The following is a 23,918-nucleotide window of genomic DNA, read 5'->3' on the forward strand; positions in this document are numbered from 1 at the left end:
CCTCACATGCGAATAGCAGGTCCAACACCGGTCGCCGGAGAAGATTCCCGAACCTCAGAACGCGTACCGGTGGTACTGCGACATATTGGCCGCCGCCGGAACCAGCGCCATCACCTTGCCCAGCGCCCGCGACGACCGGGGCAGCCGGGCGAACGTGACCGACTCGAACCACCGCTCCCAGGCCAACAGCCGCACCCCGGGCACCGCCGCGAGAATGTCGTCGGGCCCGTTGACCGCCCAGCGCAGCGTCGACCCGGAGCGGCGCACCACGGTGTTGAGCCACTGCGATTTGACCCCGAGCCAGTTGAACACGTCGAACTGCAGCTCCCCGGAGCCGAACCGGTCGACCACCCGGCGCAGCAGCGCAACACCGTCCCGCTCGGTCAGATACATGGTCAGCCCCTCGCCGATCAGTAGGGTCGGCCGATCGGCGGGGATGTCGGCCAGCCAGCCCGGGTCGGTGACCGAGGCCGCGATCACCCGGTAGTGGTCGGCGCTCGGGTACAGCTGGCTGCGCAGCGCGACGACCTCGGGATAGTCGACGTCGTACCACTGCACGCCGGGCCCGGGCTGCACCCGGAAAAACCGGCTGTCCAGCCCGCAACCCACATGCAGCACCACGGCCTGCGGGTGGGCGGCCAGAAACTGGCGGGTCCAGATGTCGAAGTGCGCCGTGCGGGTGGTCACCGACGGCGCCCGGCGCGCGGTGATCGTCGTTTTCTTCCAGTCGTAGTCGATGCGGTCGACGATCTCTTTCGCGTACCGGTCGCCCAGGATCGGGTTGGCGAAGTCGGCGTCCAATGCCTTGGCGTAGAACGTCGCCAACATGGTCTGCGGCGCGCCGCTGAGATCGACGGGCACTCGTTCGGTGGTCACGCCGCCCGAGGCTAGTCGTGGAGGCCGCGCGAGGCGCGGTGTTGAACGACGGTCGGTGTGGTGTTCAGCCCGCGGTGGTGCTCTTGCCCTTGGCGTTGCGTAGCTCGGCCCAGAACCGGGCGGCCTCGCGGATGGCTTCCTCCACCGGCCGCGGCTGCCAGCCCAGCTCCCGGACAGCTTTGCTGCGGTCGACGGGGGCTTCGGCGCGCATCATCCGCACCGAGGTCACGCTGAGCTCGGCGTCCTTGCCGGTCAACCGGGCCCGCAGGCTGCCCAGCGCGCCGAGGGCGTACAGCACCGGCACCGAGATGGACCGTTGCGGCGGCGGCACCCCGGCCTCGTCGGCGGCGATCTGCACCACCTGTTTGAGCGGCATCATCCGTTCCGAGATCAGGTAGCGCTGCCCGACGCGGCCGCGCTCGGCGGCCAGGATCAACGCGCGGGCGGCATCCTCGACACCGACGACTTCCAGCTCGATGCCGTCCATCGAGAACGGCAGCTTGCCGTAGACCGCCCCGGCGATGAACGCGCCGTGCGGGGTGCGGCCCCAGTCTCCGCGGCCGTAGGTGGTGGACACGCACAGCGCGACCGCGGGCAGCCCTTTCTCGGCGGCGTAGCGCAGCACCAGCTCCTCGGCCTGCACCCGGGATTGCACGTAAGGGGTCAGGCCGCGCGGGTTGATGATGTCGTCCTCGGTGGCGACGCGGCCGCGGCGCCGGCCCACCGTCGCGTAGCTGCTGGTGAACACGAACCGGTGCAGGTCGGCGTCCTTCGCGACGTCGAGCACATGGCGCAGCCCGTCCACGTTGGTGCGAAACAGCGGCGCCGGATCCCGCAGCCAGGCCCGGGTGTCGACCACGCAGTAGTAGACGTCGTCGCAGCCGTCCATCGCCGCACGCAGGGTGTCGGTGTCGAAGACGTCGCCGTGAAACCGGGTGACGTCCAGGTCGTCGATGCTGCGGGTGTTGGCGGTGGGCCGCACCATCGCCCGCACCTGCGCGCCGTCGGCGACCAGTTGCCGGGTGACGTGCGAGCCGAGGAATCCGTTGGCGCCGATCACCAGCTTGGGCCGTGGGGTCATCGCTGTCCTCCGAACTTGCGCATCCAGCCGGCCGCCTCGTCGTCCAGCGTGCCGAGCGCCTGCGCCTTGGTGCACCACTTCATCGCCGCCCGGGCGAACCGCAGCGGGTTGTAGATGTCTTCTTGGCGGCGCCACAGCCCGTCACCGGCGTAGGTGATGATCGAGATGTTCGTCGCGCTGATGACGGTGCCGTCCCCGGGGTCGGCCATCGGGTTGTCCAGCTCGCAGATGATCCGCCCGGTGGCCTCGTCGATCACCGACCACAGCGACGGGAACGCCACCATGTGGCTGCCCGGAAACGTCGTCATCGTGGTGCGGATCCAGGCCCGCACTTCGTCGCGGCCGTGCATGGTGCCCGCGGCGTGCTCGATGTATTCGACGTCCGGGGTGTAGTGCTGCACCCAGGCGTCCCAGTCCTTGGTTTCGGCGGCGCGGGCCACGGTCTGCTCGAACGTCTCGAACGCCGCGGCCAGCTCGTCACGGGTAAACAGCGGGGTCGCCACGGAAGAACTAGAACACGTTCTACCGGAGTTTGTCGAGGGATTCCGCGGATCGATGCCCGGCCCGGGCACGGGGATAATCGAGGCGATGCCCACTTGGCAAGGAGGGACGAGCATGACGACCTACGACACGGCGATCCTGGCGGGCGGCTGCTTCTGGGGTATGCAGGAACTGATCCGCAAGCAGCCCGGCGTCGTCGCGACCCGGGTCGGCTACACCGGCGGCGAGAACGCCCACGCCACCTACCGCAACCACCCCGGCCACGCCGAAGCCGTCGAGATCACCTTCGACCCGGCCCGCACCGACTACCGCACGCTGCTGGAGTTCTTCTTCCAGATCCACGACCCGACCACCAAGAACCGGCAGGGCAACGACGTCGGGACCAGCTATCGCTCGGCCATCTTCTACCGCGACGACGAGCAGAAGCGGATCGCGTTGGACACCATCGCCGACGTCGAGGCCTCCGGGCTGTGGCCGGGCAAGGTGGTGACCGAGGTCAGCCCGGCCGGCGACTTCTGGGAGGCCGAGCCCGAGCACCAGGACTACCTGCAGCACTACCCCGGCGGCTACACCTGCCACTTCGTCCGACCGGGCTGGAAGCTGCCGCGCCGGGCCGACGCCAACTAGTTCGGGCTGGCCTCAATCCGCCGAACGTGCACTGAGACCGAGATTGAGCCCGATTTTTCGCGCTGAGTGCACGTTCGGCGAGAAGGGACCGCTAGCGGCCGTGCGCGCGGAGCTGGTAGAGCCCGCGGGTGGTGGCGACGGTCTGGCCGTCGGCGTCGGTCACCACCGCCTCCAGAGTGAAGTCGGCCTTGCCGCGCTCGGCGGCCTCGGCCTCGACCCGGGCGATGGTCTCCTCGTCGAGGCGGGCCTCGGCGCGCAGCGCCGATTTCGCCATCCCCACGAACGCGATGTCGACGTTCTTGACCAGCGGGAAGTATTTGGCGGCATCGAAGGTGCTCAACGCGATGACGCCGCCGAGGATTTCGGCGACGGTGAACTGCACGCCGGCGTAGATGACGCCGAAGTGGTTGCCGTTGCCCTCGACGGGTGCGGTGGCGGCGGCGTACCCGCGACCGGCCTCCACGATGCGGATGCCCATCTGGTGCGCGGTCGGGATGGTGGACCCCATTCCCTGGTTCATCATCTCGACGAGTTGGCTGGCGTCACTGGTCATTGGTAGTCCGGGGCGCGGTGCTCGGTGAGGAGCCCGTTTCCCCTTCCCCCTTTCAATCCGTGCGTGCGGTTTTCCCGCACACGGCTTACCGATGATCTTCTTGACATGGTTACGCAGCCGTCGGGTAACGGATGGTGCCGCGAAGCCGGTGCAGGCCGTGCCCGTTAAACCACTCTTCAGTCCACTGATCGGCTTGTCCAGCACGTAGGTTGCGGCCCCGCTTCTTCACCATCAAGCGGAACAACCGCCACCGTACGTACCGGTCGACCTGGACGAACTTGTCAGCGGCGTTGCCGGTGCGAAAGTAGTTACCCCAACCGCGCAGGATCGGATTCAACGTCGCGATCACGGTGCGAATATCCAGACCAACACGCGAGCGCCCGGTCAGAGCACGGACCTTGTCACGCAGTCGTTTCATCGCTGCTTGGCTGGGCCAGCGGTGCAGGTAGTAGCGGATGATCCGCCGCTGTTCCCACAGCCGACCCGACATGCGTGCCCGGAAATGACAGCCCAAGAAATCCAAGCCCTCACGCCCGTTACGCAGGTCGACCACCTTCGTCTTATCCGGATGCAGCCGCAACCCCAATGACGCCAGGATCTCTCCCACCGCCACCAAGGCATGCTCAGCCTGTGCCGCGCTGCGGCACAGCACCACACCGTCATCGGCGTAGCGCACCAACTCACCCACGTTCCTGCGGACTAGTTCGGTATCGAGCACATGCAAGAAGATGTTGGCCAACAGCGGGGAAATGACCCCGCCCTGTGGGGTGCCCGCGACCGTCCGCTCGGTCACCCCTTCGACCATCACTCCTGCTTGCAGCCACAAACGCAGCAGTTTGAGCACCCGCCGATCCGAAACCCGCCTACTCACCTCAGCCAGTAGCCGGTCGTGGTCGATCTCGCCGAAGAAATTGGCGATATCAAACTCCACCACAAACGAGTAGCCCTCGATGAACCCGGTCCGCAACCGTTCCATCGCCATCGTCGCCGACCGCTTCGGCCGAAACCCATACGAGCACGACAAAAAGTCCGCCTCGAAAACCGGTTCCAACACCAGCTTGGCCGCCGCCTGGACCACCCGGTCTCGCACCGTGGGGATCCCCAACGGCCGCTTACCACCCTGTGGTTTCGGGATCTCCACCCGACGCGCCGGCGCCGGACGGTACACGCCCTCGCGAAGGTCACGGCGCAACTCACGCAACATGCGGTCCACGCCGTAGTCCTCCACCGCAGCCAGGGTGACACGATCCACCCCAGCCGCACCCTTGTTCTTACGCACCCGCTCCCACGCCTCCACCAGGACGTCACCCCGATAGATACGGTCATACAGGGCGTGGAAACGCCGACCCTGCGACTGCTTGGCCGCAGCCCATAGCGTGCGTTGCAGTCCTCGCACTTTCCCCGGCGAGGCCATCAACAGCTCCTCGACGGCTACGGCAGACGATGGCCTGCCGGGGTAATTGGACCGGACAGAGCCGGTCATGCCCTCGCGCTTACCCGCTTCACACGCGTGATCAAAGTTAGGGCCCTTCCCTCCCGGCGCGTTATGTTGCACGCCGATCAGCGGTACTACGACCCCATCGGACTCCCGCTGCCCTCCAGAGAACTTCACCATCGGCTTATATCCCTGGTCTTCGCCCGACGAAGGCCAGACAGACGGGCCTCTCCTGTTTCGAACCAGACTGTATGCACGTGCCGCCTCCCATACCCCGGAAGGACCCGACGAGCTGACCCCGGACCAGGGCTCCCCGGACATGGCCTTCGCCGTGACATGAGCGGCTCGGCTCCTCCGTTGTGAATCTGACGAGGCTGCAGAGTTCGCTTAACGCTACGGCCCGCACACTTGCTCCCTCCGAAGAGGCTCTCGACACCCCGCTCAGCCCGCCACGTCTCCGCGACGAACCGGGGCCTGCTACCCGGCGCTCCGGTGCCTACCGGGACGGGACTCCCACCCGCTAGTCCAGTCCAACTTTCAGGACGCAACATGACGGCCGATCCTAATCAACCGGTCGGTTGGGAATTCGGTGGGCTCACCGACGCCGGTGTACGACGATCCGCCCGCCGTCTTTCGGGGTGAACGCCACCCCGCGGGAATGCCACTTCTCCCCAGGCGCCGACGTGGTCTCGATGGTGAAGTGCCGCAACACCGTTCGCAACACCACATCCATTTCCACGTTGGCGAACGCCGCACCCGGGCAGCGCCGGGTTCCGCCACCGAACGGAATCCAGGCAAAGGTCGACGGCTTGGCGTCCACGAAACGCTGCGGATCGAACCGCTCCGGATCGGGGAAGGCGTCGGCGTTGGCGTGCATGGGCGAGATGGCGACGAACAGCGAACAACCCCGCGGCAGCACCCACTCGCCGAGTTCGAACACCGGCGCATTGACCCGCCGACCGGCGAAGTCGATGACGGTCCGGTTGCGCTGCACCTCCCAGATCGTCGCCTGGCGCAGCTCGTTGCCGCCGGCGTCGGCCTCCTCCACCAGCGCCGCCAGCACCGCCGGATGCCGGCGCAGCCGCTCAAATGCCCAACCCAGGGTGGACGCGGTGGTTTCGTGACCGGCGGCCAAGAAGGTGAGCAGCTCGTCACCGATATCCTTGCGCGACATCGCCGAACCGTCCTCATAGCTGCTGCGCAGCAACAGGGACAGCACGTCGGTGCGCTGCTCAAAGTTCGGATCCGCCCGCACCACCTCGATCAGCCGGTCGACGGTGATTTCGTAGCGACGCCGCCACTCGGCCAGCCGGGCCCACGGCGAATAGCGGCCGTAGCGGCGGGTCGGCATCGGCAGGACCGCCAGCCGCGAACCCAGTGTCACCCAGGGTGGGATGATCTGGCGCAACTCGTCGAGGTCGGCCCCCTCGGCGCCGAACACCGCCCGCAGGATCACGTTGAGGGTGATGCGCATCATCGCCGGCAACGTCTCGAACTCCCGGCCCTCGGGCCAACCGGCGGTCTCGCGCAGGGTCTCCTCCTCGATGATCGCCTCGTAGTTCTTGACGCTCTTGCCGTGGAAGGGCGGCGCGAGCAGGCGGCGCCGCCGACGGTGCTCGTCGCCGTCGAGCGCGAACACCGAGCCCGGCCCCAACAGCCGGCTCAGGTTGGGCTGAATATTGCCGAGCACCTCGGGGCTGGAGGTGAAGATCTGTTTGGCCAGCTGCGGATCGCTGATGACCACGATGCGGCCAAACAGCGGCACGTTGAGGGTGGCGGCACTGCCGTACCGGCGCGCCAGCCGCTCCACCGCCCACCGTCGGGCCAGCGAGAACGCGATGCCCTGCAGCGCCTTGGGAATTCGCGGTCCCGGCGGCACGTTAAGCGCCGGCGTCGTGGCGGTGTGGCTGTCGACGGTGACTGCTTCGCTCATGGCGGTGACACTCCCAACAAAGTCGTGGTACCGCGACGTACCACGTGGCCTAATCGGTACGGTACTCTGTGGTACCAATCCCTGGCAAGGGTTTTGGCTCGGGAGGAGTGGCGCCGATGACACGCGCCGACGACGATGCAGAGCGTAGCGATGAGGAGGAGTGGCGCCGATGACGGCAGCGGTCGATGACGGGGCGCTGACCGGTGCCGACCCGTTTCGGCGCCGGCTGCTCGACGGCCTGGCCGCCTCCATCGCCGAGCGCGGGTACCGCGCCACCACCGTCGCCGACATCGTGCGCGCGGCGCGCACCTCCAAACGCACGTTCTACGACCAGTTCAGCGGCAAGGAGGAGTGCTTCCTCGAGCTGCTGCGGGACAACAACGACAAGCTGCGCGACGACATCCAGGCCAGCGTCGACCCCGACGCCGACTGGCGGGACCAGATCCGTCAGGCGGTGCGGGCCTACGTCGCCAATATCGAGTCCCGCCCGGCCATCACGCTGAGTTGGATCCGCGAGCTGCCCTCCCTGGGTGCCGCCGGGCGTCCGGTGCAGCGCCAGGGTTTGCAGCTGTTGACCACGCTGCTGGTCGAGCTCAGCGGCAGCCCGGGCTTCCAGCGCGCCCAGGTGCCGCCGCTGACGCCCGCGCTGGCGGTGATCCTGCTGGGCGGGCTGCGGGAACTGACCGCACTCGCGGTCGAAGACGGCAAGAATGTCCGCGAAATCGTCGACCCCGCCGTGGATGCCTCGATCGCGCTGCTGGGCGGGCGACGCTGAACTACGCTCATCGCAAACCGCCGACGACGTGGAGGCTGGCATGCGGCTATCGACTCGAAATCAGCTCACCGGAACCATCACCGAGGTCGACGTCGGCACTGTGATGGCGATCGTCAAGGTGCGCCTCGACGGCGGCGAGCAGGTGATCACGTCGTCGGTCACCAAGGACGCCGCGCTGAACCTCGGCCTCAAGGCCGGCCAGCCCGCGACGGTGTTCATCAAGTCCACCGAAGTGACCATCGGCGTCGAGTGACGGCCGCCGTGGCCGCCACCATGCGCGCGGAACGCTTCTATGCCGACACTAAAACCGTTGCGCTGGAGGATGTTCCGGTGCCCGAGCCGGGGCCGGGCGAGGTGCTGGTCAAGGTCGCGTTCTGCGGGATCTGCCATTCGGACCTGAGCCTGATCAACGGCACGTTTCCCGCGCAGGCCCCGGTGGTGACCCAGGGCCATGAGGCCTCCGGCACCATCGCCAAGCTCGGCCCCGGGGTGACCGGCTGGGCCGAAGGCGACCGGGTGGTGGTGGCCGCGGGTCGCCCGTGCCAGCAATGCCCGAACTGTCGCCGCGGCGACGTGGTGAACTGCCTGCAGGTCCAGTTGATGGCGTTCGCCTACGACGGTGCGTGGGCCGACTACACCCTCGCGCAGGCCGCCGGCCTGACCCGAGTGCCCGACAACGTCCCACTGGAGCAGGCCGCGATCCTGGCCGACGCGGTCTCGACGCCGTTCGGGGCCGTGGTGCGCACCGGCAGGGTCGCCGTCGGCGAATCGGTCGGGGTCTGGGGCGCCGGCGGAGTGGGCACCCACATCCTGCAACTGGCCCGGCTGGTGGGCGCCGCCCCGGTGGTCGTCGTCGATATCAACCCGGCCGTGCTCGACCGTGCCCGCGAGCTCGGTGCCGACTACGCCTTCGACTCCCGCGACGAGCACCTCAAGGACAAGATCGCCGAGGTCACCGGGGGCCGGAAACTGGACGTGGCGTTCGACGCGGTCGGTTTGAAGGCGACCTTCGAGCAGGCCCTGGACTGTGTCGCCAACGGTGGCCGGCTGGTGGGTGTCGGGATGAGTGCGCAGTCCCCGACCATCGGGCCCACCTCGATGTTCGGGCTGACCCGCAAGCAGGTGCTGGGGCACCTCGGCTACCAGAACGTCGACATCGAGACCCTGGCCCGGCTGGTGTCCTACGGGCGGCTGGACCTGTCCCGGTCGATCAGTGAGGTCATTGCGCTCGAGGACATCCGGCTCGGGATCGACAAGCTGGCGCGCGGCGAGGGCAACCCCATCCGCATCCTGGTCCAGCCCTAGGGCGCCCGTAGTCCGCCGCTCCAGCGCTCCAGCGCTCGGGAGACTCAGGCAGCGACCGGCTGCGGGCTGGGTTTGCTCGCCGCCGGCTTGCTCGACGGCAACGCCAGCTTCACGATCTTGCGCACCACGGTGGCGAACTGCTTGTACAGCGGGCCGGCGTTGTACGGGATGCCGTAGCGGCCGCAGATCTCGCGCACCTCGGCGGCGATCTCCGGGTAACGGTGCGCCGGCATGTCCGGGAACAGGTGGTGCTCGATCTGGTGCGACAGGTTGCCGGACAGCAGGTGAAACAGCTTGCCGCCGGTCAGGTTCGCCGAACCCAGGATCTGCCGGAAGTACCACTGGCCGCGGGTCTCGTTGCGGGTTTCCTCGGCGGTGAATTCCTGGGTGCCGTCCGGGAAGTGGCCGCAGAAGATGATCGTGAACGCCCACACGTTGCGCATCAGGTTGGCGGTCAGGTTGCCGGCGAACACCAACGGCGCGAACGGCCCGGCCAGCAACGGGAACGCGACATAGTCCTTCAACGTCTGCTGACGGGTCTTGCGCCAGGTCTCGGCCAGCATCTCGCGCTTGTCGGCCAGGCGGATCTCGCCGGCGCGCAGGCGTTCGGCCTCCAGCTCGTGCACCGCCACCCCGTACTGGAACAGCACCATCAGCAGGAACGCGTACAGCGGGTTGCCCAGGAAGTAGGGCTCCCACGGCTGGTCCTCGCTCATCCGCAGGATGCCGTAGCCGATGTCGCGGTCCATCCCGACGATGTTGGTGTAGGTGTGGTGCATGTAGTTGTGCGAGTGCCGCCACTGGTCGGCCGGGCAGGCGGTGTCCCACTCAAAGTTGCGGCCGGACAACGCCGGGTCGCGCATCCAGTCGTACTGGCCGTGCATGACGTTGTGGCCGATCTCCATGTTGTCGATGATTTTCGACAGCCCGAGCATGACGGTGCCGACCGGCCAGGCCGGCGGCAAGAACAGCAGGGCGCGGCCACCGACCTCCAGGGCGCGTTGCGCCTTGATGACGCGGCGGATGTACTCCGCGTCGCGCTGGCCGAGGTCGTCGAACACGCGCTGCTTGATGGCGTCGAGTTCGCGGCCGAACTCGTCGAGCTGCTCGGGGGTCAGGGTGATCTTCTGCTGTGTCATGGGTGCTCCCTTACGAGGTTGGGTGAAGCGGCGACGCGCCGATTCACAGGGCGAGTTCGACGTCGCCGACCGGGACCGACACGCAGATCTGCACGTCTTCCTCGTCGGCGGTCGACACCCCACCGGTGGTCAGGTTCATCACCACACCGCAGGTCTTGCGGCGGGTACAGGTGTGGCAGATACCCATCCGGCATCCGCTTTGCGGGTTGAGCCCGGCGGCCTCGGCCTGCTCCAGCAGCGACCGGCCGTCGTCGGTGACCTCGACGCCGCTGTCGGCGAAGCTGACCCGACCGCCCGACGGTTCGGCGGGCACGTCGAACACCGGCGGCACGAACGACTCCGCGCTGACGTTGCCGCAGTGTTGCCGTACCGCGTCGGCCAGCGCCGGCGGGCCGCACACGTAGACGGCGTCGGGGTCGGGCAACGCCGCGGACAGGTGGGTCGCGTCGAAATGACCGGTCAGGTCGGTGTCGCCCAGTGAACGGGTGTATCCGTGCAGCACCCGCACCCCGGGCAGCGCCGCCAGTTCGTCGTGATAGCAGGCCTCGGCCTTGCTGCGGGCGTAGTGGATGACCGCCAGCTCGCCGTCGTGGCGGTGGTCGCGCAGGGTGCGCAGCATCGCCATGATCGGGGTGATGCCGCTGCCGCCGGCGACGAACAGGATGCGCCGCGGCCGCTGCGCGGGCAGCACAAAGTCCCCGGCGACGGCGTCGAGGCCAACCACCATCCCGACTTCGGCGCGCCGGTACAGGTAGTTCGACACCAGCCCGCCCTCGTGCCGGCCGACGGTCAGCTCCAGGTAGTCGGCGCCTTCGGCGTTGGCCGGCGAGTAGCACCGGGTGTGCCGGCGGCCGTCGATCTCGACGGTGAGGTTGACGTGCTGGCCGGCCCGCAGGCTGTTGCGGGCGGTGAACGCGGCGTTGGGCGCCAGCGTGAGGGTGACACTGCGCGGGGTGGCCCGGCGCACGGCGACGACCTTGGCGCGCGCCTCACCCGACACCAGCGTCGGGTCCACCAGTTCGGTGTAACGGTCGACGCCATGCGGCCCGGTGAGCAGGTTGACCAGCCCGGACCCCAGCACCCGCTGGCCCACGGAACGAGTCAAAATTTGAGTGAACATGTGTACACTGTGAGACGGTAACCCGCAGGCCGTCAAGTGTTTCTCCAGCTCTGTGGTAGGGTTCACATAGTGAACAGTCGTACTCCTAGTTCACGGCCCCACCGATCCAGCCGGAGCCGCCCGCGGGAGACCCAAACGCGGGAGGAACGCAAGGAGGCCACCCGGCGCGCGATCATCGCCGCGGCCCTCAAACTGCTCGACGACCGCAGCTTTTCCGGGCTGAGCTTGCGGGAGGTCACCCGCGAGGTCGGCATCGTGCCGGCCGCGTTTTACCGCCATTTCGAATCGATGGAGGCCCTGGGCCTGGCGCTCATCGACGAATCGTTCCGCGCGCTGCGCGACATGCTGCGCGAAGCCCGCGCCGGCCGGCTGGACCCGAATCGGGTGATCGAGTCGTCGGTGGACATCCTGGTGGCCAGCGTCGATCAGCAGCGGGAGCATTGGCGGTTCATCGGCCGGGAACGCTCCAGCGGCGTGACCGTGCTGCGCTATGCCATCCGCACCGAAATCCGGCTCATCACCTCCGAGCTCGCCACCGACCTGGCCCGCTTCCCGGGCCTGAACGCCTGGAGCACCGAAGACCTCAACGTGTTGGCCACCCTGTTCGTCAACTCGATGATCGTCACCGCCGAGGCGATCGAGGATTCCCAGAGCGCCGAGGCGCTGGCCGACATCAAACGCACCGCGATCAAACAGCTGCGGATGATCGCCATCGGCGTCGCCGGCTGGCGCAGCAGCCTGTAAAGCGTTTCCAGGTTCTCCGCGCAGCCGCAGCGGCGATGATGGGGCGATGGGCACCAGGATGCGGGATCTGCTCGGCGACGTACTCGGATCGCTGCGCTACGAGCGCACCGACAAACGCCTGCGGGCTTACCTGGCCGGAGAGCCGGTGGCCGACACCACCGACGGCCGGCTGGTCTGGGAGCCGGGCCGGGTGGTGCCCGGCTACGCGGTCCCGGTGGCGGATGTCGCGGCGCGGCTGGAACCCGCGGCGGGCGACGCCGCCCCGTCGCACAGCTGCGCCGGGTCCGGGTTCGACGTGATCGCCGGCGAGGCGCGGCGCGTAGCGGCGGCGTTCCGGCCCAACGACCCGGACCTGGCCGACCACGTCATCCTCGAGTTCGGCGCGTTCGAGTGGCGCGAAGAAGACGAGCCCGTCGTGGCGCACCCGCACGATCCGTACCACCGGATCGACATCCTGGCCAGCAGTCGACGGGTCCGGGTGGAGCTGGACGGTCGGGTGCTGGCCGAGTCATCGCGGCCGCTGCTGCTGTTTGAGACGGGGCTGCCGGTGCGGTTCTACTTGCCGCGCGCCGACATCGCCGTCGATCTGCAGCCCAGCGACACCGTCACCTACTGCGCGTACAAGGGTCGAGCCGCCTACTTCGCGGTGCCCGGCGGGCCGCCGGATCTGGCCTGGTCCTACCCGCACCCGCTGCGGGAGGCCGAGCCGGTGCGGGACCGGGTCGCCTTCTTCGACGAGCGGGTGGACACCATCGTCGACGGGGAGCACCGGCCCCGACCGGTGACCCCGTGGTCGCGGTGAGCGGCACCGGACGCTCCCCGGAAGTCGGCAAGCTGGCCGACATCACCGGCCCGGGCATCACCGACCGCTGGGGGGTGACCTGCACCGACCTGGGCGCGTCGGTGCTCGCCCCCAACGGCACGCTGGTGTCGGTGTTCGGCGACACCTTCTCCGGCAGCCACGTTGGGCAGGGGGACTGGCGGTCGCCGGTGGTGCTGATCGGCACCGGCGACGCCGGACACCGGATCCGCTACCGGCGGGCCGGCGGCCCCGACCCCGACTACGCCCACCAGTTGTGGCACTACGAGCACCGCAACATCGCCCCCGGCGTCGACGCCGTGCGCTCCCGGCGGGGCATCAGCACGGTGATTCCGTCGGACCTGTTGCGGGTGGATGATGCGCTGTACCTGCACGCGATCGTCAACCGGGGATTCGGCAACGTGGTGTGGACCGAGATCTGGCGCTCCGACGACAGCGGCATCACCTGGCGGCCGCTGGGCGTGAAGTTCCCGGGGCGGCGGCACCGCGGGCACGCGCAGTGCTGGTCCTGGGACTACGACCCCGACGACGGCTGGGTGTACGTGGTCTCGACCGGTTTTCAGCGGGATAAGGGCATCGTCTTGTACCGGGTGCGGCCCAAAGACCTCGCTGACCCGTCGAAGTATGCGGCGCGTGGTCGCGGCGCCACCGGCCGGTGGCGCTGGGGCGACGACCCGGTCCCGATCACCCCGGACGGCGAAACCTGGGGGGAGCTGACGCTGCGGCGGTTGGCCGGCGGCGGCTGGGTTCTCGGCGGCTTCCTGGCGTCGCGCTACGCGTTGGGTTACCGGGTGCTGGACTCCCCCACCACCGAGGTGCGCGACGCCCCGATCCAGCTGCCGATCGTCGGCACCGGCTGGGACAGCGAGGATCACGCCCGCGGCCGGGTCGCCCAGCTCTACGGCGGCTATCTGCTGCCCGGGTCGGAACTGGACCGCCCCGGCGGGGTGGGTCTGCTGGTGTCGCAGTGGAACACCGCGCAGGGCTGGCCGTATCGGGTGATGCAGTTTCAAGCCACGTTGACGCGTTGACTCTGCGTGTACCCGGGACTCCACTCGCACTTCTGCCTGGTGGACGCAGAGTCAGCGGGTGGTTCACCGGGTTCACCGCGGCGGCCGCCACATCTTCCACAGCGTCGGGCCGCCGCCGGGCACCACGATCTCGCCGGTGACGTCGAAGCCGAACCGTTGGTAGTACGGCACGTTGTCGGCCTTGCTCGACTCCAGGTACGCCGGGGCGTGGTCGGCGTCGCAGCGGGCCAGCCCCGACCGCATCAGGGCCTGCCCGAAGCCGCGGCCGCGGACCGCGGTGTCGCTGCCGATCACGGCGAGGTACCAGTGCGGTTCCTCCGGGTGTTCTCGCTTCATCAGTTCGGTCAACACCCGCCCCGGCCACGCCCGCGGACCCAGCGCGCCGATCAGCGCCGGGATCATCCGCAGTTCGGCCCGGCTGGGCTGCTGCCACCGATTGGGCGGATCCCACAGCGCGGCAGCGCCGATGCTCGCGCCGTCGCAGGCCACTTGCACGCCGCCGGCCGCGAAGTGCTGGTGTCGGGTCAGTGCGGCGAACATCCGGCTCTGCCGCGCGACCCGGGATCTGTCGTTGGGCAACAGCCACATCGACACCGGGTCGTCGTGGAAGGCGCGACCCAACACCTTGGCCAGCGGACGGATGTCGGCTTTGCGCGCCGGTCGCACCTCGATGCTCACGTCGTCAGGCTAATGCCCGGCGCGGGCGGCGTTACCGACCTCGCCACATTGCCCGGTGGGGAGTACGGTCAGTGCCGGTAGCCATCATGACCGTCACCGCCGTGGATGCCGGCCCCAAGCAGGTCAGTCGCAGCGTCGAGGTTCACGCCCCGGCGGCGGAGCTGTTCGCCTCGGTTGCCGATCCGCGTCGACACCACGAATTGGACGGCTCGGGCACCGTCGCCGCCTTCGTCGACGGCCCCGCGCGGTTGGCTCCCGGCTCGCGGTTCTCCACCAAGATGCGGATGTTCGGGTTCCCGTACCGGATCACCAGCACGGTCACCGCGGTGAAACCCGATGAGCTGATCGAATGGTGCCACCCGGTGGGCCACCATTGGCGCTGGGAGTTCGCCGCGGTATCGCCGACGGTCACCCGGGTCACCGAGACGTTCGACTACTCCGACACCGGACCGCTCAAAGACCGGTTCAAGTATTACCAGCGGTTGGGCTTCGTGCGGAGAAACACCGCCGGGATCGAAGCCACGCTGGCGAAGTTGGCCGCCCGCTATAACCGCTAGCGCCAGCAAATACTGTTGCGCCACAGCGCAACTCACGACGGTCCGGGCCGCGGCCGGTCCGGTTGCCCGGCCGCCGGCCAACGGGTAGGTTTGACGGTATCGTTAATACACTGTTCGCCGACGTGTCCGAATACCAAGTGCCGGTGGATGATTCGTATCCCTACCGGGTGCTGTCCATCCGGGTCTGCGACGGCACCTACCAGGACCACAACTTCGCCCGCAACTACGCCTGGATGCGCGCGGCGTTGGACAGCGGCCGTCTGACGTTCGGGATCGTCTACACCTACGTCCGACCGAACTGGCAGGCCAACGCCAACACCGTGCAGTCGATGATCAACGCCAACGGTGGCCTGCATCCGCGGGTCGCGTTGATGCTCGACGTGGAATCCGGCGGCAATCCCGCCGGCGATGGGTCGGCCTGGATCAACGACCTGTACTGGAATCTGGCCGGCTACACGGGCAGCCCGGCCCGCATCATCGGGTACGGCAACGTCTACGACCTCAACTCCATGTGGCGCAGCAAACCTGCCGGGCTGCGGCTGATCATCGCCGCCTACGGCAGCAACCCGCCCTACCCGGGCAAGGTCGCCCACCAGTACACCGACGGCACCGGCTATGGCGGCGGCCTGCCCGAGGGCTGCCCGCCGTTCGGTCGCTGCGACATGAACTCCGCCGACGGGCTGTCCCCGCCGCAGTTCGCGGCCGCGTGCGGCATTCCCGCGTCGGGCGCGTTAGCCGCCGGCTAGCCCCACCGCCGTTCCACCGCTTTCACCAGCGCGGTGAGCGTGGTGTTGACCGGCACCGGTTCACCGACCCGCGCGGCCTGGCGCACCACCGCGCCGTTGATGACGTCGATCTCGCTGACCCGGCGGGCTTCGTGGTCGAGCAGGGCCGACGGCTTCGCCTCCGGCAGTTGGGCGCCGAACGCGCGGACGTGCGCGACCGGGTCGGTGACGTCGACGGCGATCCCGGCGGCCCGGGCCACCGCCCAGGCTTCGGTCGCGGCGGCGCGGCTGACCGGCCCCATATCCGGATCGTCCATCACCTGCCCGACCGTCATCCCGGTCAGCGCGCACGGCGCGCTGTAGGCGACGTTGCAGATCAGCTTCTCCCACTGCATGGCGGCGATGTCGGCCACCGCGGCGGCGTCGAAGCCCGCCTCGCTCCACGCCGCGGCGATCTCGGTGACCGTCGCGAACGGCAGCGACGAATACGCGCCGAACCGCATCGCGCGCATCGCGTTGTGGTGCACATAGCCGGGTGCTCGGCGCGACGCGCCGAACCCGCTGGCGATGCCCACCGCCACCCGGTGGCCACCGACGATGTCGGCCACGGTGTCGGCCGACCCCAGCCCGTTCTGAATGGTCAGCAGCGGGGTCGTCGCCCCCAGCAGCGGCAGGGCGTCGCCGGCCCCGGCGGCCACGTCGGCGGCCTTGACCGCCAGCACCACCAGGTCCATCTCCTCGGCCGGGGCGGCGGTGGCCGCCCGCATCGCCACCACCTGGTCGTATCCCGGCCCGCTGATCCGCAGTCCGTGCGCGGCGATCTGCGCGATGTGATCATCCGCCCGGTCGACGGCCAGCACGTCATGGCCGGCCGCCGCCAGCTTGGCGGCGTACACCGAACCCATCGCGCCGCAACCGATTACCGCAATCTTCATCCGTTCATCCCAGCAGGTCGTCGATCAACTCGGTCAGGCCGGCCTTGTGCTCCAGCCCGAAGCCCGGCGCGTCGGTCGGGGTGATCGCGCCGTCGGACAGCACGCAGCCCGGGGAGTAGCCGCCGAACGGGGCGAACACCCCCGGATAGGATTCGCAGCCGCCCAGCCCCAGCCCGGCGGCGATGTGCAGGTTGATCAGGTGCCCGCCGTGCGGGTAGGCGCACCGCCGATCGAAGCCGTGCGACTCCAGCACCGAGAGCATGCGGGCGTATTCGGTCAGCCCGTAGCTGAGCCCGGCGTCCATCTGAAAGATGTCGTGGCCGGGGCGCATGCCGCCGTAGCGGACCAGGTTGGTCACGTCGGCCACCGAGAACAGGTTCTCCCCGGTAGCCACGGCACCGTCGTAGCACTCGATCACCTGACGGTTCAGTTCGAAGTCCAGCGGGTCGCCGGGCTCCTCGTACCACCGCAGCCCGTACGGGCTCAAGGCCCGCGCCCAGTCGCACGCGGCGGCCGCGTCGAAGCGGCCGTTGGCGTCGACGGCGACCCGGGCGCCGGCGCCGACCACGTCGAGCACCGCCTCGATGCGGGCCAGGTCGTCGCGCAGCGCCGCCCCGCCGATCTTCACCTTGACCGCGGTGTAGCCCAGGTCGCGGTAGCCGCGCATCTCGGTGCGCAGCCGGGTCAGGTCATCGCCCGGGTAGTAGTAGCCGCCGGCGGCGTACACCGGCACCTGCCGGACCGGCCCGCGGGAGAAGTGCCGGGCGATGGTGGCGTAGGCGGGCTCGTCGGCGAGTTTGGCGGTCAGGTCCCAGCACGCCAGTTCCAGCGCCGCCGCCGCGGCGGCCCGATCGCCGTGCCCGCCGGGCTTCTCGTCGGCGATCGCGCACGCCAGCACCCGCGCCGGGTCGAGGCGGCCGGCTTCGTCGTGCAGCGCCTCCGGCGACGCGGCCAGCACCCGCGGGATCATCCGGTCGCGCAGGATGCCGCTTTGGGCGAACCGGCCGATCGAGTCGAACGCGATCCCGGCGACCGGTTGGCCGTGCCGCACCACGTCGGAGACCACCGCCACCAGCGAGACCGTGTGCCGCGAGAAGTCGACCAGCGCATTGGCGATCTCGCCGCGCAGCCGTATCGGGGTCTCCACGATCCGGGTAATCCGCATGGGCTCTCGTGCTCCTCGTCGGGTCGGAGAAACGCTACCGGCGGCGGTAGGCGGTAGTCCATGATGGCGCCATGTGGGACTTTGAAACCGAGCCGGACTATCAGCGCAAACTGGATTGGGTCGAGGAGTTCATGCGCGCGGAGGTCGACCCGCTGGACCTGGTGGCGCTGGACCCCTACGACCGGGCGAATCCCGACACCGTGGCGGTGCTGCGCCCGCTGCAGCAGCGGGTCAAGGAGCAGGGCCTGTGGGCGGCGCACCTGTCCCCCGACCTCGGCGGGCAGGGCTACGGACAGGTGCGGCTGGCGCTGCTCAACGAGATCCTGGGCCGGTCGCGCTGGGCGCCGTCGGTATTCGGCTGTCAGGCACCGGATTCGGGCAACGCCGAGATCCTGGCAATGTTCGGCACCGACGAGCAAAAGGCCCGCTATCTGACACCCCTGCTCGACGGGGCGATCACGTCGTGTTATTCGATGACCGAGCCGCAGGGCGGCTCGGATCCGGGCCTGTTCGTCACCCGCGCGCAGCGGGACGGTGACTGCTGGGTGCTCAACGGCGAGAAGTGGTTTTCCACCAACGCCCGCCACGCCGCGTTTTTCATCGTCATGGCCGTCACCAACCCGGACGCCCGCACCCGGGAGAAGATGTCGCTGTTCATCGTGCCGGCCGAAACCCCGGGCATCGAGATCGTCCGCAATGTCGGGGTCGGGGTGGAGTCCGCCGAGCATGCCAGTCACGGCTATGTCCGCTACACCGATGTGCGGGTGCCGGCCGACCACGTGCTCGGCGGGGAGGGGCAGGCGTTCGCGATCGCCCAGACCCGGCTCGGCGGCGGGCGGGTGCATCACGCGATGCGCACGATTGCGTTGGCGCGGCTGGCGTTCGACATGATGTGCGAGCGGGCGGTGTCGCGGCAGACCCGGTTTGGTCCGCTGTCGGATCTGCAGATGACCCAGGAGAAGGTGGCCGACAGCTGGATTCAGATCGAACAGTTCCGGCTGCTGGTGCTGCGCACCGCCTGGCTGATCGACCGGCACCGCGACTACCAGAAGGTGCGCCGCGATATCGCCGCGGTGAAGGTCGCCATGCCCCAGGTGCTGCACGACGTGGTGCAACGCGCCATGCACCTGCACGGCGCCCTGGGGGTGTCCAACGAGATGCCGTTCGTGAAGATGATGGTGGCCGCGCAGTCGCTGGGCATCGCCGACGGCGCCACCGAGCTGCACAAGATGACGGTGGCGCGCCGCACCTTGCGGGAATACCAGCCGGTGTCCTCACCGTTCCCGTCGGCGCATCTGCCCACCCGGCGCGCGGCCGCGCAGGCCCGGCTGGCCGAACGGCTGGAACACACGATCGCCGAGTTCTGAAGGCGGTCAGGTCATGTAGCGGACCACGCTCTCGGCGACACACGCCGGCTTGGCGGCACCCTCGACCTCCACCGTCGTCGACAGGGTCACCTGGTAGGCGCCGTCACCGAGTTCGTCGACGTTGACGACCGAACCCTGGGCGCGCACCTTGGCGCCGACCGGCACCGGCGACGGGAAGCGGACCTTGTTCAGCCCGTAGTTCACCGCCATCTTCAGCCCGTCCACCCGGTACATGGTGTGCATCAGCTGGGGCAGCAACGACAACGTCATGTACCCGTGCGCGATCGTGGTCCCGAACGGGCCGGTGGCGGCCTTCTCCGGGTCGACGTGGATCCACTGGTGGTCCCCGGTCGCGTCGGCGAACAGGTTCACCGCCTCCTGGGTGATGGTCACCCAGTCGCTGTGGCCGATGGCTTGGCCCTGCAGCGCGGCCAGTTCGGCGACCGATCCAAACGTGCGCATGTGATTCTCCTTTGGACGCGTCCAGCGTGGACTTGTTGCCCGCCGCTGCCGATTCTGCGTACCACAACCGCACACTCGGCGGGCGGGGTGGCCGCCAAACGCGGGTCGGCTACCGGGCGGCGATCAGACCCTCCTGCACCAGGGTGGCCAGCACCGCCCCGTCGGTGTCGATCAGCCGGCCGCTGACCACGCCGCGGCCCCGCGCGGCGGCCGGCGACGACGATTCCAGCAGATTCCACCGATCACTGTGCACCGGTTGGTGAAACCACACCGAGGAGGCGGTGGTGCCGCTGCGGTGGCTGCGGTCGGCCATCGCATGGCCGTGCACCCGCAGCGCCGGGTCGATCATGTACACGTCGGTGACATACACCGCCACGCAGGTGTGCACAAACGGGTCGTCGGGCAGCGGAACCGTGGTGCGCCACCAGAATTGGCGCGTAAACGCCTCCCCGCACCCGGTGTCGGTGATCCGGATGTCGATCTCGTCGAGCGGCATCGACGGGGCGGGCCCGGCGGGTCCGGTGCGCGGCAGGTCGCCGGGCGGCGCCGGCGCGGCGACCCGGCCGTGTTCCGGGCCGTCCAGCGCCACCGCGAACGTGACCGTGGTGGTGGTCAGCAGCCGCCCGGCCTGCCGCGCGACCACCCGCCGGCACGCCGAGGTGCGCCCGTCGAACACCCGCTCCACCGCGTATTCGACGGCGTCGCCGGCGTCGCCGCCGCGCAGAAACTGCACGTGCATGTTGGTCGGCGCCATCCCCGCGACGGTGCGGACAGCCGCGGCCAGCGCCTGCCCGGCCAGCTGGCCGCCGAACGCGCGCTTGCCGGCCGGCCCGCTGCCGGGTCCGAGCCACACGTCGCCGCCGGCGGGCCGCACCTCGAGTAAGCCCAGCAGGCGACTCATCCGCCGGCGCCGATTCCCTGCTCGACCAGCCGGGCCAGTTCCTCGCCGCCGATCCCGAGCCGATCCCGCAGCACCGCCGCGGTGTCGTCGCCCAGCGCCGGCGCCGCCACCGCCGGCGGGTGCACCCCGTCGATCGCCAACGGTGACCCGGCGGCCAGATAGTCACCGACCCGCGGCTGATGCAGCGGACTGAACAGCGGGTTGGCCGTCACCCGGTCGCTGGCCGCCACCTCGGAAAAGGTGCGGTAGCGGTCCCACAGGATCGACGTGGCCGATAGCCCCGCGGTGATCTCCTCGGCGGTGTGCTCGGCGAACCACACCGTGAACAACCCGGTCAGCGCGTCCCGGTAGCGGTACCGGTCGCCTTCTTCGGCGAAGTCCGCGTCGAGCGCATCCGCCAGCGCGGCAACGGCTTTCGCAGTCCCAGTGAGTTCGGTCAGGTCGCGGAAATGCCGAGGGGTGAGCGTGACGATCATGAACGACGCGCCGTCGCCGCTGGTGAACGTCTGGCCGTATTGGCCGTAGATGGCGTTGCCGAGGCGTTGCCGCTCGGTGCCGTTGACCATCGGCTCGGTGAGCAGCCCCAGCGCCCCGGCGGTCGCCAGCGCGACGTTCTCCAGCGCCAGGGTGATCCGGCCGCCGGCGCCGGTGTCGTCGCGGCGGCGCACCGCGGCGATGACGCCCAGCGCGACGTACAGCCCGCAAGTCACGTCCCAGGCCGGCAGCACGTGGTTGATCGGCCCACCGTGCTCGGCGGGCCCGGTCACCATCGGGAAACCGACCGCGGCGTTGACCGTGTAGTCCACCCCGGTCGACCCGTCACCGCGTCCGCTGACCTCCACATGGATCAGGTCGGCGCGCTCACCGGTCAGCGCCTCGTACGAATGCCATTGCCGCCCTACCACATTGGTGATCAGCACGCCGGCGTCGGCGATCAGCCGTTGCACCAGGCGCTGGCCGGCGTCGGCTCGCAGGTCGATCGCCACCGACCGGACACCCTTGTTCAGCCCCGACCAGTAGATGCTGGTGCCGGTGTCGGCGACCGGCCAGCGGTGATAGTCGGCGCCGCCGCCGATCGGGTCGACCCGGATCACCTCGGCGCCAAGCTGGGCCAGCGTCATGCCCGCCAGCGGCACCGCGACGAAACTCGCGATCTCGACGATTCGCACGCCGGCGAGCGGCGCGGCGCTGGTGGTCATGGCGCTCCCCTTTCCGTCCTCGGCATCCTCCCAGACCGCCGTGCGGCGCCGACGTCGCCCGCGGGCGACGGTAACGGCGGCGTCTCGTAATCGTTAGCTAACCGCGACGCGTTTCCCCGGCGGCGACGGGCCGGAAACCCGCCCGGTTCGTGTTTGACTGCCCCAGAACAGCCATTCGACCGTGTCAAACGGCAGATGAAAGTTGGGATGGGTAGGAGCTATGAAGTTCGTTGACAAGTTGCGCGGCGCCGCGGCAGGTTTGCCACGCCGGCTGACGATGGCGGCCATCGGGGCGGCGTTGCTGCCCGGCCTGGTCGGTGTGGTCGGCGGCACAGCGACTGCCGGCGCGTTCTCCCGACCGGGTCTGCCGGTCGAATACCTGCAGGTGCCCTCGCCGTCGATGGGTCGCGACATCAAGGTTCAGTTCCAGGGCGGGGGGCCGCACGCGGTGTACCTGCTCGACGGTCTGCGCGCCCAGGACGACTACAACGGCTGGGACATCAACACCCCGGCGTTCGAGGAGTACTACCAGTCCGGTCTGTCGGTGATCATGCCGGTCGGCGGCCAGTCCAGCTTCTACACCGACTGGTATCAGCCCTCGCAGGGCAACGGCCAGAACTACACCTACAAGTGGGAGACGTTCCTGACCCAGGAGATGCCGAGCTGGCTGCAGGCCAACCGGGGCGTCTCCACGACCGGCAACGCGGTGGTGGGTCTGTCGATGGCGGGCAGCTCGTCGCTGATCCTGGCGACCTACCACCCGCAGCAGTTCCCGTACGCCGCAGCGCTGTCCGGGTTCCTCAACCCGTCCGAGGGCTGGTGGCCGACGCTGATCGGCATGGCGATGAACGACTCCGGCGGTTACAACGCCAACAGCATGTGGGGTCCGTCCAGCGACCCGGCGTGGAAGCGCAACGACCCGATGGTGCAGATCCCGACGCTGGTGCAAAACAACACCCGCATCTGGATCTACTGCGGTAACGGCACGCCCAACGAGCTGGGCGGGGCCGACATGCCGGCCAAGTTCCTGGAGAGCTTCACGCTGCGCACCAACGAAACCTTCCGGGACAACTACATTGCCGCCGGCGGCAACAACGGGGTGTTCAACTTCCCGGCCGACGGGACGCACGCCTGGCCGTACTGGAACCAGCAACTGGTGGCCATGAAGCCCGACATCCAGCGGGTGCTGCTGGGTACCGCGCCCGCCACCTAAACCCGTCGAGCAGACGCAAAGGCCCCCCAAACATTATGTTTGCGGGGGCTTTTGCGTCTGTTCGCCGAGAGACTATTTCCACAGGGCGCGGCGGTCGGCGTAGAGGTAGGTGTATCCGCTGGTGACGGCGCACACCACGCTGGCGATCGCCAACATGTAGGTGCCACCGGCGAACAGGCTGATGAAGCCGCCGATGGTGGCGCCGCCCATAAAGCTGGCGAGGATCAGAAAATAGCCAAGCCAGTCGGTGAGTTTCCCGCCGTTGCAGTGCCGCTCGATGCCTTGCCCCATCTTCACCAGGGTCCCGGTCATATAGCTCAACCCGATCGTCGTTTCGCCGTCTTTGTTGACGAAGGTGGTGTTCAACGCACCGACCCCGAAGGTCACCAACACGATCGGAAAGAACGGCACGGGCAGCGCGGGCCCGCCCAGGAAAAGGTCCACCACGGTCGCGAGGACGAGCGCCAGCGTGGCCAGCACGGTGGACGCATGCGGTCGGGTCGGCCACAGGTAGCGCCGGCACAGGGACGCGCTGATCACGCCGGCGACAAAGGCCACCATGAGCAGCGCGGCCGACACCGCCAACCACGGGGAGGCCGTCGCCCACTCCTCTTCGGCGAAGAACCCCATCACCGCCCGCTGGGCGTTCCCGGTCATGAAGGTGACGAAGTATCCGGCGGAGTGCGAAAACGCGGTGGCCCCCAGCACCCCGGCCAGCGCGGACAACACCCAGGACAGCTTCGTTTCGCTGTCGTACATCTGGCGAAGACGAATCA

General features: G+C 68.9%; 26 protein-coding genes. 11 read left to right on the forward strand and 15 right to left on the reverse strand.

Annotation, left to right across the window (positions count from 1 at the left end):
• Positions 1–54: 54 nt before the first annotated feature.
• The 3 genes from BKN37_RS00820 to BKN37_RS00830 all read right to left on the reverse strand — a co-directional run bounded on the left by BKN37_RS00820 (position 55) and on the right by BKN37_RS00830 (position 2,460).
• On the reverse strand, positions 55–861 hold the full coding sequence (locus BKN37_RS00820) for a class I SAM-dependent methyltransferase (RefSeq protein ID WP_071019911.1): 807 nt from the start codon (positions 859–861) through the stop codon (positions 55–57).
• Positions 862–940: 79 nt separating this feature from the next.
• Positions 941–1,957 carry an NAD-dependent epimerase/dehydratase family protein gene (locus tag BKN37_RS00825; protein ID WP_071019718.1) on the reverse strand — a complete coding sequence of 339 codons (1,017 nt, stop codon included), beginning with the start codon at positions 1,955–1,957 and terminating at the stop codon, positions 941–943.
• Complete coding sequence (locus BKN37_RS00830; RefSeq protein ID WP_071019721.1) at positions 1,954–2,460, reverse strand: nuclear transport factor 2 family protein; 507 nt, start codon at positions 2,458–2,460, stop codon at positions 1,954–1,956. The genes BKN37_RS00825 and BKN37_RS00830 overlap by 4 nt, the downstream gene beginning before the upstream one ends.
• Positions 2,461–2,572: 112 nt before the next feature.
• Between BKN37_RS00830 and msrA the strand changes: the two genes are divergently transcribed.
• Positions 2,573–3,085 (forward strand): peptide-methionine (S)-S-oxide reductase MsrA, encoded by a 513-nt coding sequence (gene msrA, locus BKN37_RS00835; protein ID WP_071019725.1) that lies wholly within the window; start codon positions 2,573–2,575, stop codon positions 3,083–3,085.
• Between the two features lie 91 nt (positions 3,086–3,176).
• Here the strand turns inward: msrA and BKN37_RS00840 are convergent, their stop codons facing one another.
• The 3 genes from BKN37_RS00840 to BKN37_RS00850 form a co-directional block, all read right to left on the reverse strand.
• Positions 3,177–3,638: a PaaI family thioesterase gene (locus BKN37_RS00840; RefSeq protein ID WP_071019728.1), complete on the reverse strand. Its 462-nt coding sequence runs from the start codon at positions 3,636–3,638 to the stop codon at positions 3,177–3,179.
• A 109-nt stretch (positions 3,639–3,747) separates the two neighbouring features.
• Positions 3,748–5,253, reverse strand: a complete 1,506-nt coding sequence (ltrA, locus tag BKN37_RS00845) for a group II intron reverse transcriptase/maturase (protein WP_242657029.1) — start codon at positions 5,251–5,253, stop codon at positions 3,748–3,750.
• 415 nt (positions 5,254–5,668) lie between these two features.
• On the reverse strand, positions 5,669–7,006 hold the full coding sequence (locus BKN37_RS00850) for a cytochrome P450 (RefSeq protein ID WP_071019736.1): 1,338 nt from the start codon (positions 7,004–7,006) through the stop codon (positions 5,669–5,671).
• A 169-nt stretch (positions 7,007–7,175) separates the two neighbouring features.
• Here BKN37_RS00850 and BKN37_RS00855 point away from each other — a divergent pair, with 169 nt between their 5' ends.
• From BKN37_RS00855 to BKN37_RS00865, 3 genes are read left to right on the forward strand one after another with little or no spacing between them, the layout of a single operon-like run.
• Positions 7,176–7,781 (forward strand): TetR/AcrR family transcriptional regulator, encoded by a 606-nt coding sequence (locus tag BKN37_RS00855; protein WP_071019740.1) that lies wholly within the window; start codon positions 7,176–7,178, stop codon positions 7,779–7,781.
• A gap of 40 nt (positions 7,782–7,821) precedes the next feature.
• Positions 7,822–8,034, forward strand: coding sequence for a TOBE domain-containing protein (locus BKN37_RS00860; protein ID WP_071019745.1), 213 nt, complete (start codon positions 7,822–7,824; stop codon positions 8,032–8,034).
• Positions 8,035–8,042: 8 nt separating this feature from the next.
• Positions 8,043–9,086 (forward strand): zinc-binding dehydrogenase, encoded by a 1,044-nt coding sequence (locus tag BKN37_RS00865; RefSeq protein WP_071019915.1) that lies wholly within the window; start codon positions 8,043–8,045, stop codon positions 9,084–9,086.
• 44 nt (positions 9,087–9,130) lie between these two features.
• Here BKN37_RS00865 and BKN37_RS00870 read toward each other — a convergent pair whose 3' ends face one another.
• Positions 9,131–10,225 carry a fatty acid desaturase family protein gene (locus BKN37_RS00870; protein ID WP_071019749.1) on the reverse strand — a complete coding sequence of 365 codons (1,095 nt, stop codon included), beginning with the start codon at positions 10,223–10,225 and terminating at the stop codon, positions 9,131–9,133.
• Between the two features lie 43 nt (positions 10,226–10,268).
• Entirely contained in the window at positions 10,269–11,345 is a 1,077-nt protein-coding gene (locus BKN37_RS00875; protein ID WP_071019752.1) for a ferredoxin reductase, read from the reverse strand.
• 69 nt (positions 11,346–11,414) lie between these two features.
• Here BKN37_RS00875 and BKN37_RS00880 point away from each other — a divergent pair, with 69 nt between their 5' ends.
• Genes BKN37_RS00880 through BKN37_RS00890 form a run of 3 tightly spaced genes read left to right on the forward strand, consistent with a single transcriptional unit; the run spans position 11,415 to position 13,940 of the window.
• Entirely contained in the window at positions 11,415–12,089 is a 675-nt protein-coding gene (locus BKN37_RS00880; RefSeq protein WP_071019755.1) for a TetR family transcriptional regulator, read from the forward strand.
• A 46-nt stretch (positions 12,090–12,135) separates the two neighbouring features.
• Complete coding sequence (locus tag BKN37_RS00885) at positions 12,136–12,891, forward strand: DUF427 domain-containing protein (RefSeq protein WP_071019759.1); 756 nt, start codon at positions 12,136–12,138, stop codon at positions 12,889–12,891.
• A complete protein-coding gene (locus BKN37_RS00890; RefSeq protein WP_083341496.1) occupies positions 12,879–13,940 on the forward strand; it encodes a DUF4185 domain-containing protein in 1,062 nt (353 codons plus the stop codon). The genes BKN37_RS00885 and BKN37_RS00890 overlap by 13 nt, the downstream gene beginning before the upstream one ends.
• Positions 13,941–14,012: 72 nt before the next feature.
• Here the strand turns inward: BKN37_RS00890 and BKN37_RS00895 are convergent, their stop codons facing one another.
• On the reverse strand, positions 14,013–14,618 hold the full coding sequence (locus BKN37_RS00895) for a GNAT family N-acetyltransferase (protein WP_071019763.1): 606 nt from the start codon (positions 14,616–14,618) through the stop codon (positions 14,013–14,015).
• 86 nt (positions 14,619–14,704) lie between these two features.
• Between BKN37_RS00895 and BKN37_RS00900 the strand changes: the two genes are divergently transcribed.
• Both BKN37_RS00900 and BKN37_RS00905 read left to right on the forward strand, forming a co-directional pair.
• Positions 14,705–15,175 carry an SRPBCC family protein gene (locus BKN37_RS00900; protein WP_071019923.1) on the forward strand — a complete coding sequence of 157 codons (471 nt, stop codon included), beginning with the start codon at positions 14,705–14,707 and terminating at the stop codon, positions 15,173–15,175.
• Between the two features lie 122 nt (positions 15,176–15,297).
• Positions 15,298–15,921: a glycoside hydrolase family 25 domain-containing protein gene (locus BKN37_RS00905; RefSeq protein ID WP_242657030.1), complete on the forward strand. Its 624-nt coding sequence runs from the start codon at positions 15,298–15,300 to the stop codon at positions 15,919–15,921.
• Here BKN37_RS00905 and BKN37_RS00910 read toward each other — a convergent pair.
• Entirely contained in the window at positions 15,918–16,835 is a 918-nt protein-coding gene (locus BKN37_RS00910) for a ketopantoate reductase family protein (RefSeq protein WP_071019766.1), read from the reverse strand. The genes BKN37_RS00905 and BKN37_RS00910 overlap by 4 nt on opposite strands.
• A 4-nt stretch (positions 16,836–16,839) precedes the next feature.
• Entirely contained in the window at positions 16,840–18,000 is a 1,161-nt protein-coding gene (locus BKN37_RS00915; protein WP_071019770.1) for an enolase C-terminal domain-like protein, read from the reverse strand.
• 71 nt (positions 18,001–18,071) lie between these two features.
• Between BKN37_RS00915 and BKN37_RS00920 the strand changes: the two genes are divergently transcribed.
• Positions 18,072–19,367 carry an acyl-CoA dehydrogenase family protein gene (locus BKN37_RS00920; RefSeq protein WP_071019773.1) on the forward strand — a complete coding sequence of 432 codons (1,296 nt, stop codon included), beginning with the start codon at positions 18,072–18,074 and terminating at the stop codon, positions 19,365–19,367.
• Positions 19,368–19,373: 6 nt separating this feature from the next.
• Here the strand turns inward: BKN37_RS00920 and BKN37_RS00925 are convergent, their stop codons facing one another.
• The 3 genes from BKN37_RS00925 to BKN37_RS00935 all read right to left on the reverse strand — a co-directional run bounded on the left by BKN37_RS00925 (position 19,374) and on the right by BKN37_RS00935 (position 21,929).
• Positions 19,374–19,829 (reverse strand): MaoC family dehydratase, encoded by a 456-nt coding sequence (locus BKN37_RS00925; protein ID WP_071019776.1) that lies wholly within the window; start codon positions 19,827–19,829, stop codon positions 19,374–19,376.
• Between the two features lie 109 nt (positions 19,830–19,938).
• Positions 19,939–20,730, reverse strand: a complete 792-nt coding sequence (locus tag BKN37_RS00930) for an acyl-CoA thioesterase domain-containing protein (protein ID WP_071019779.1) — start codon at positions 20,728–20,730, stop codon at positions 19,939–19,941.
• Positions 20,727–21,929 carry a CoA transferase gene (locus BKN37_RS00935; protein ID WP_071019782.1) on the reverse strand — a complete coding sequence of 401 codons (1,203 nt, stop codon included), beginning with the start codon at positions 21,927–21,929 and terminating at the stop codon, positions 20,727–20,729. The genes BKN37_RS00930 and BKN37_RS00935 overlap by 4 nt, the downstream gene beginning before the upstream one ends.
• Positions 21,930–22,149: 220 nt before the next feature.
• Between BKN37_RS00935 and ag85C the strand changes: the two genes are divergently transcribed.
• Positions 22,150–23,142 (forward strand): diacylglycerol acyltransferase/mycolyltransferase Ag85C, encoded by a 993-nt coding sequence (ag85C, locus tag BKN37_RS00940; RefSeq protein ID WP_071019785.1) that lies wholly within the window; start codon positions 22,150–22,152, stop codon positions 23,140–23,142.
• A gap of 72 nt (positions 23,143–23,214) precedes the next feature.
• On the opposite strand, the gene BKN37_RS00945 is transcribed toward ag85C, so the two are convergent.
• Positions 23,215–23,901, reverse strand: a complete 687-nt coding sequence (locus BKN37_RS00945) for a YoaK family protein (protein WP_071019789.1) — start codon at positions 23,899–23,901, stop codon at positions 23,215–23,217.
• Positions 23,902–23,918: the final 17 nt, after the last annotated feature.

The sequence above is a fragment of the Mycobacterium talmoniae genome (assembly GCF_001854525.1).
Taxonomy (GTDB): domain Bacteria; phylum Actinomycetota; class Actinomycetes; order Mycobacteriales; family Mycobacteriaceae; genus Mycobacterium; species Mycobacterium talmoniae.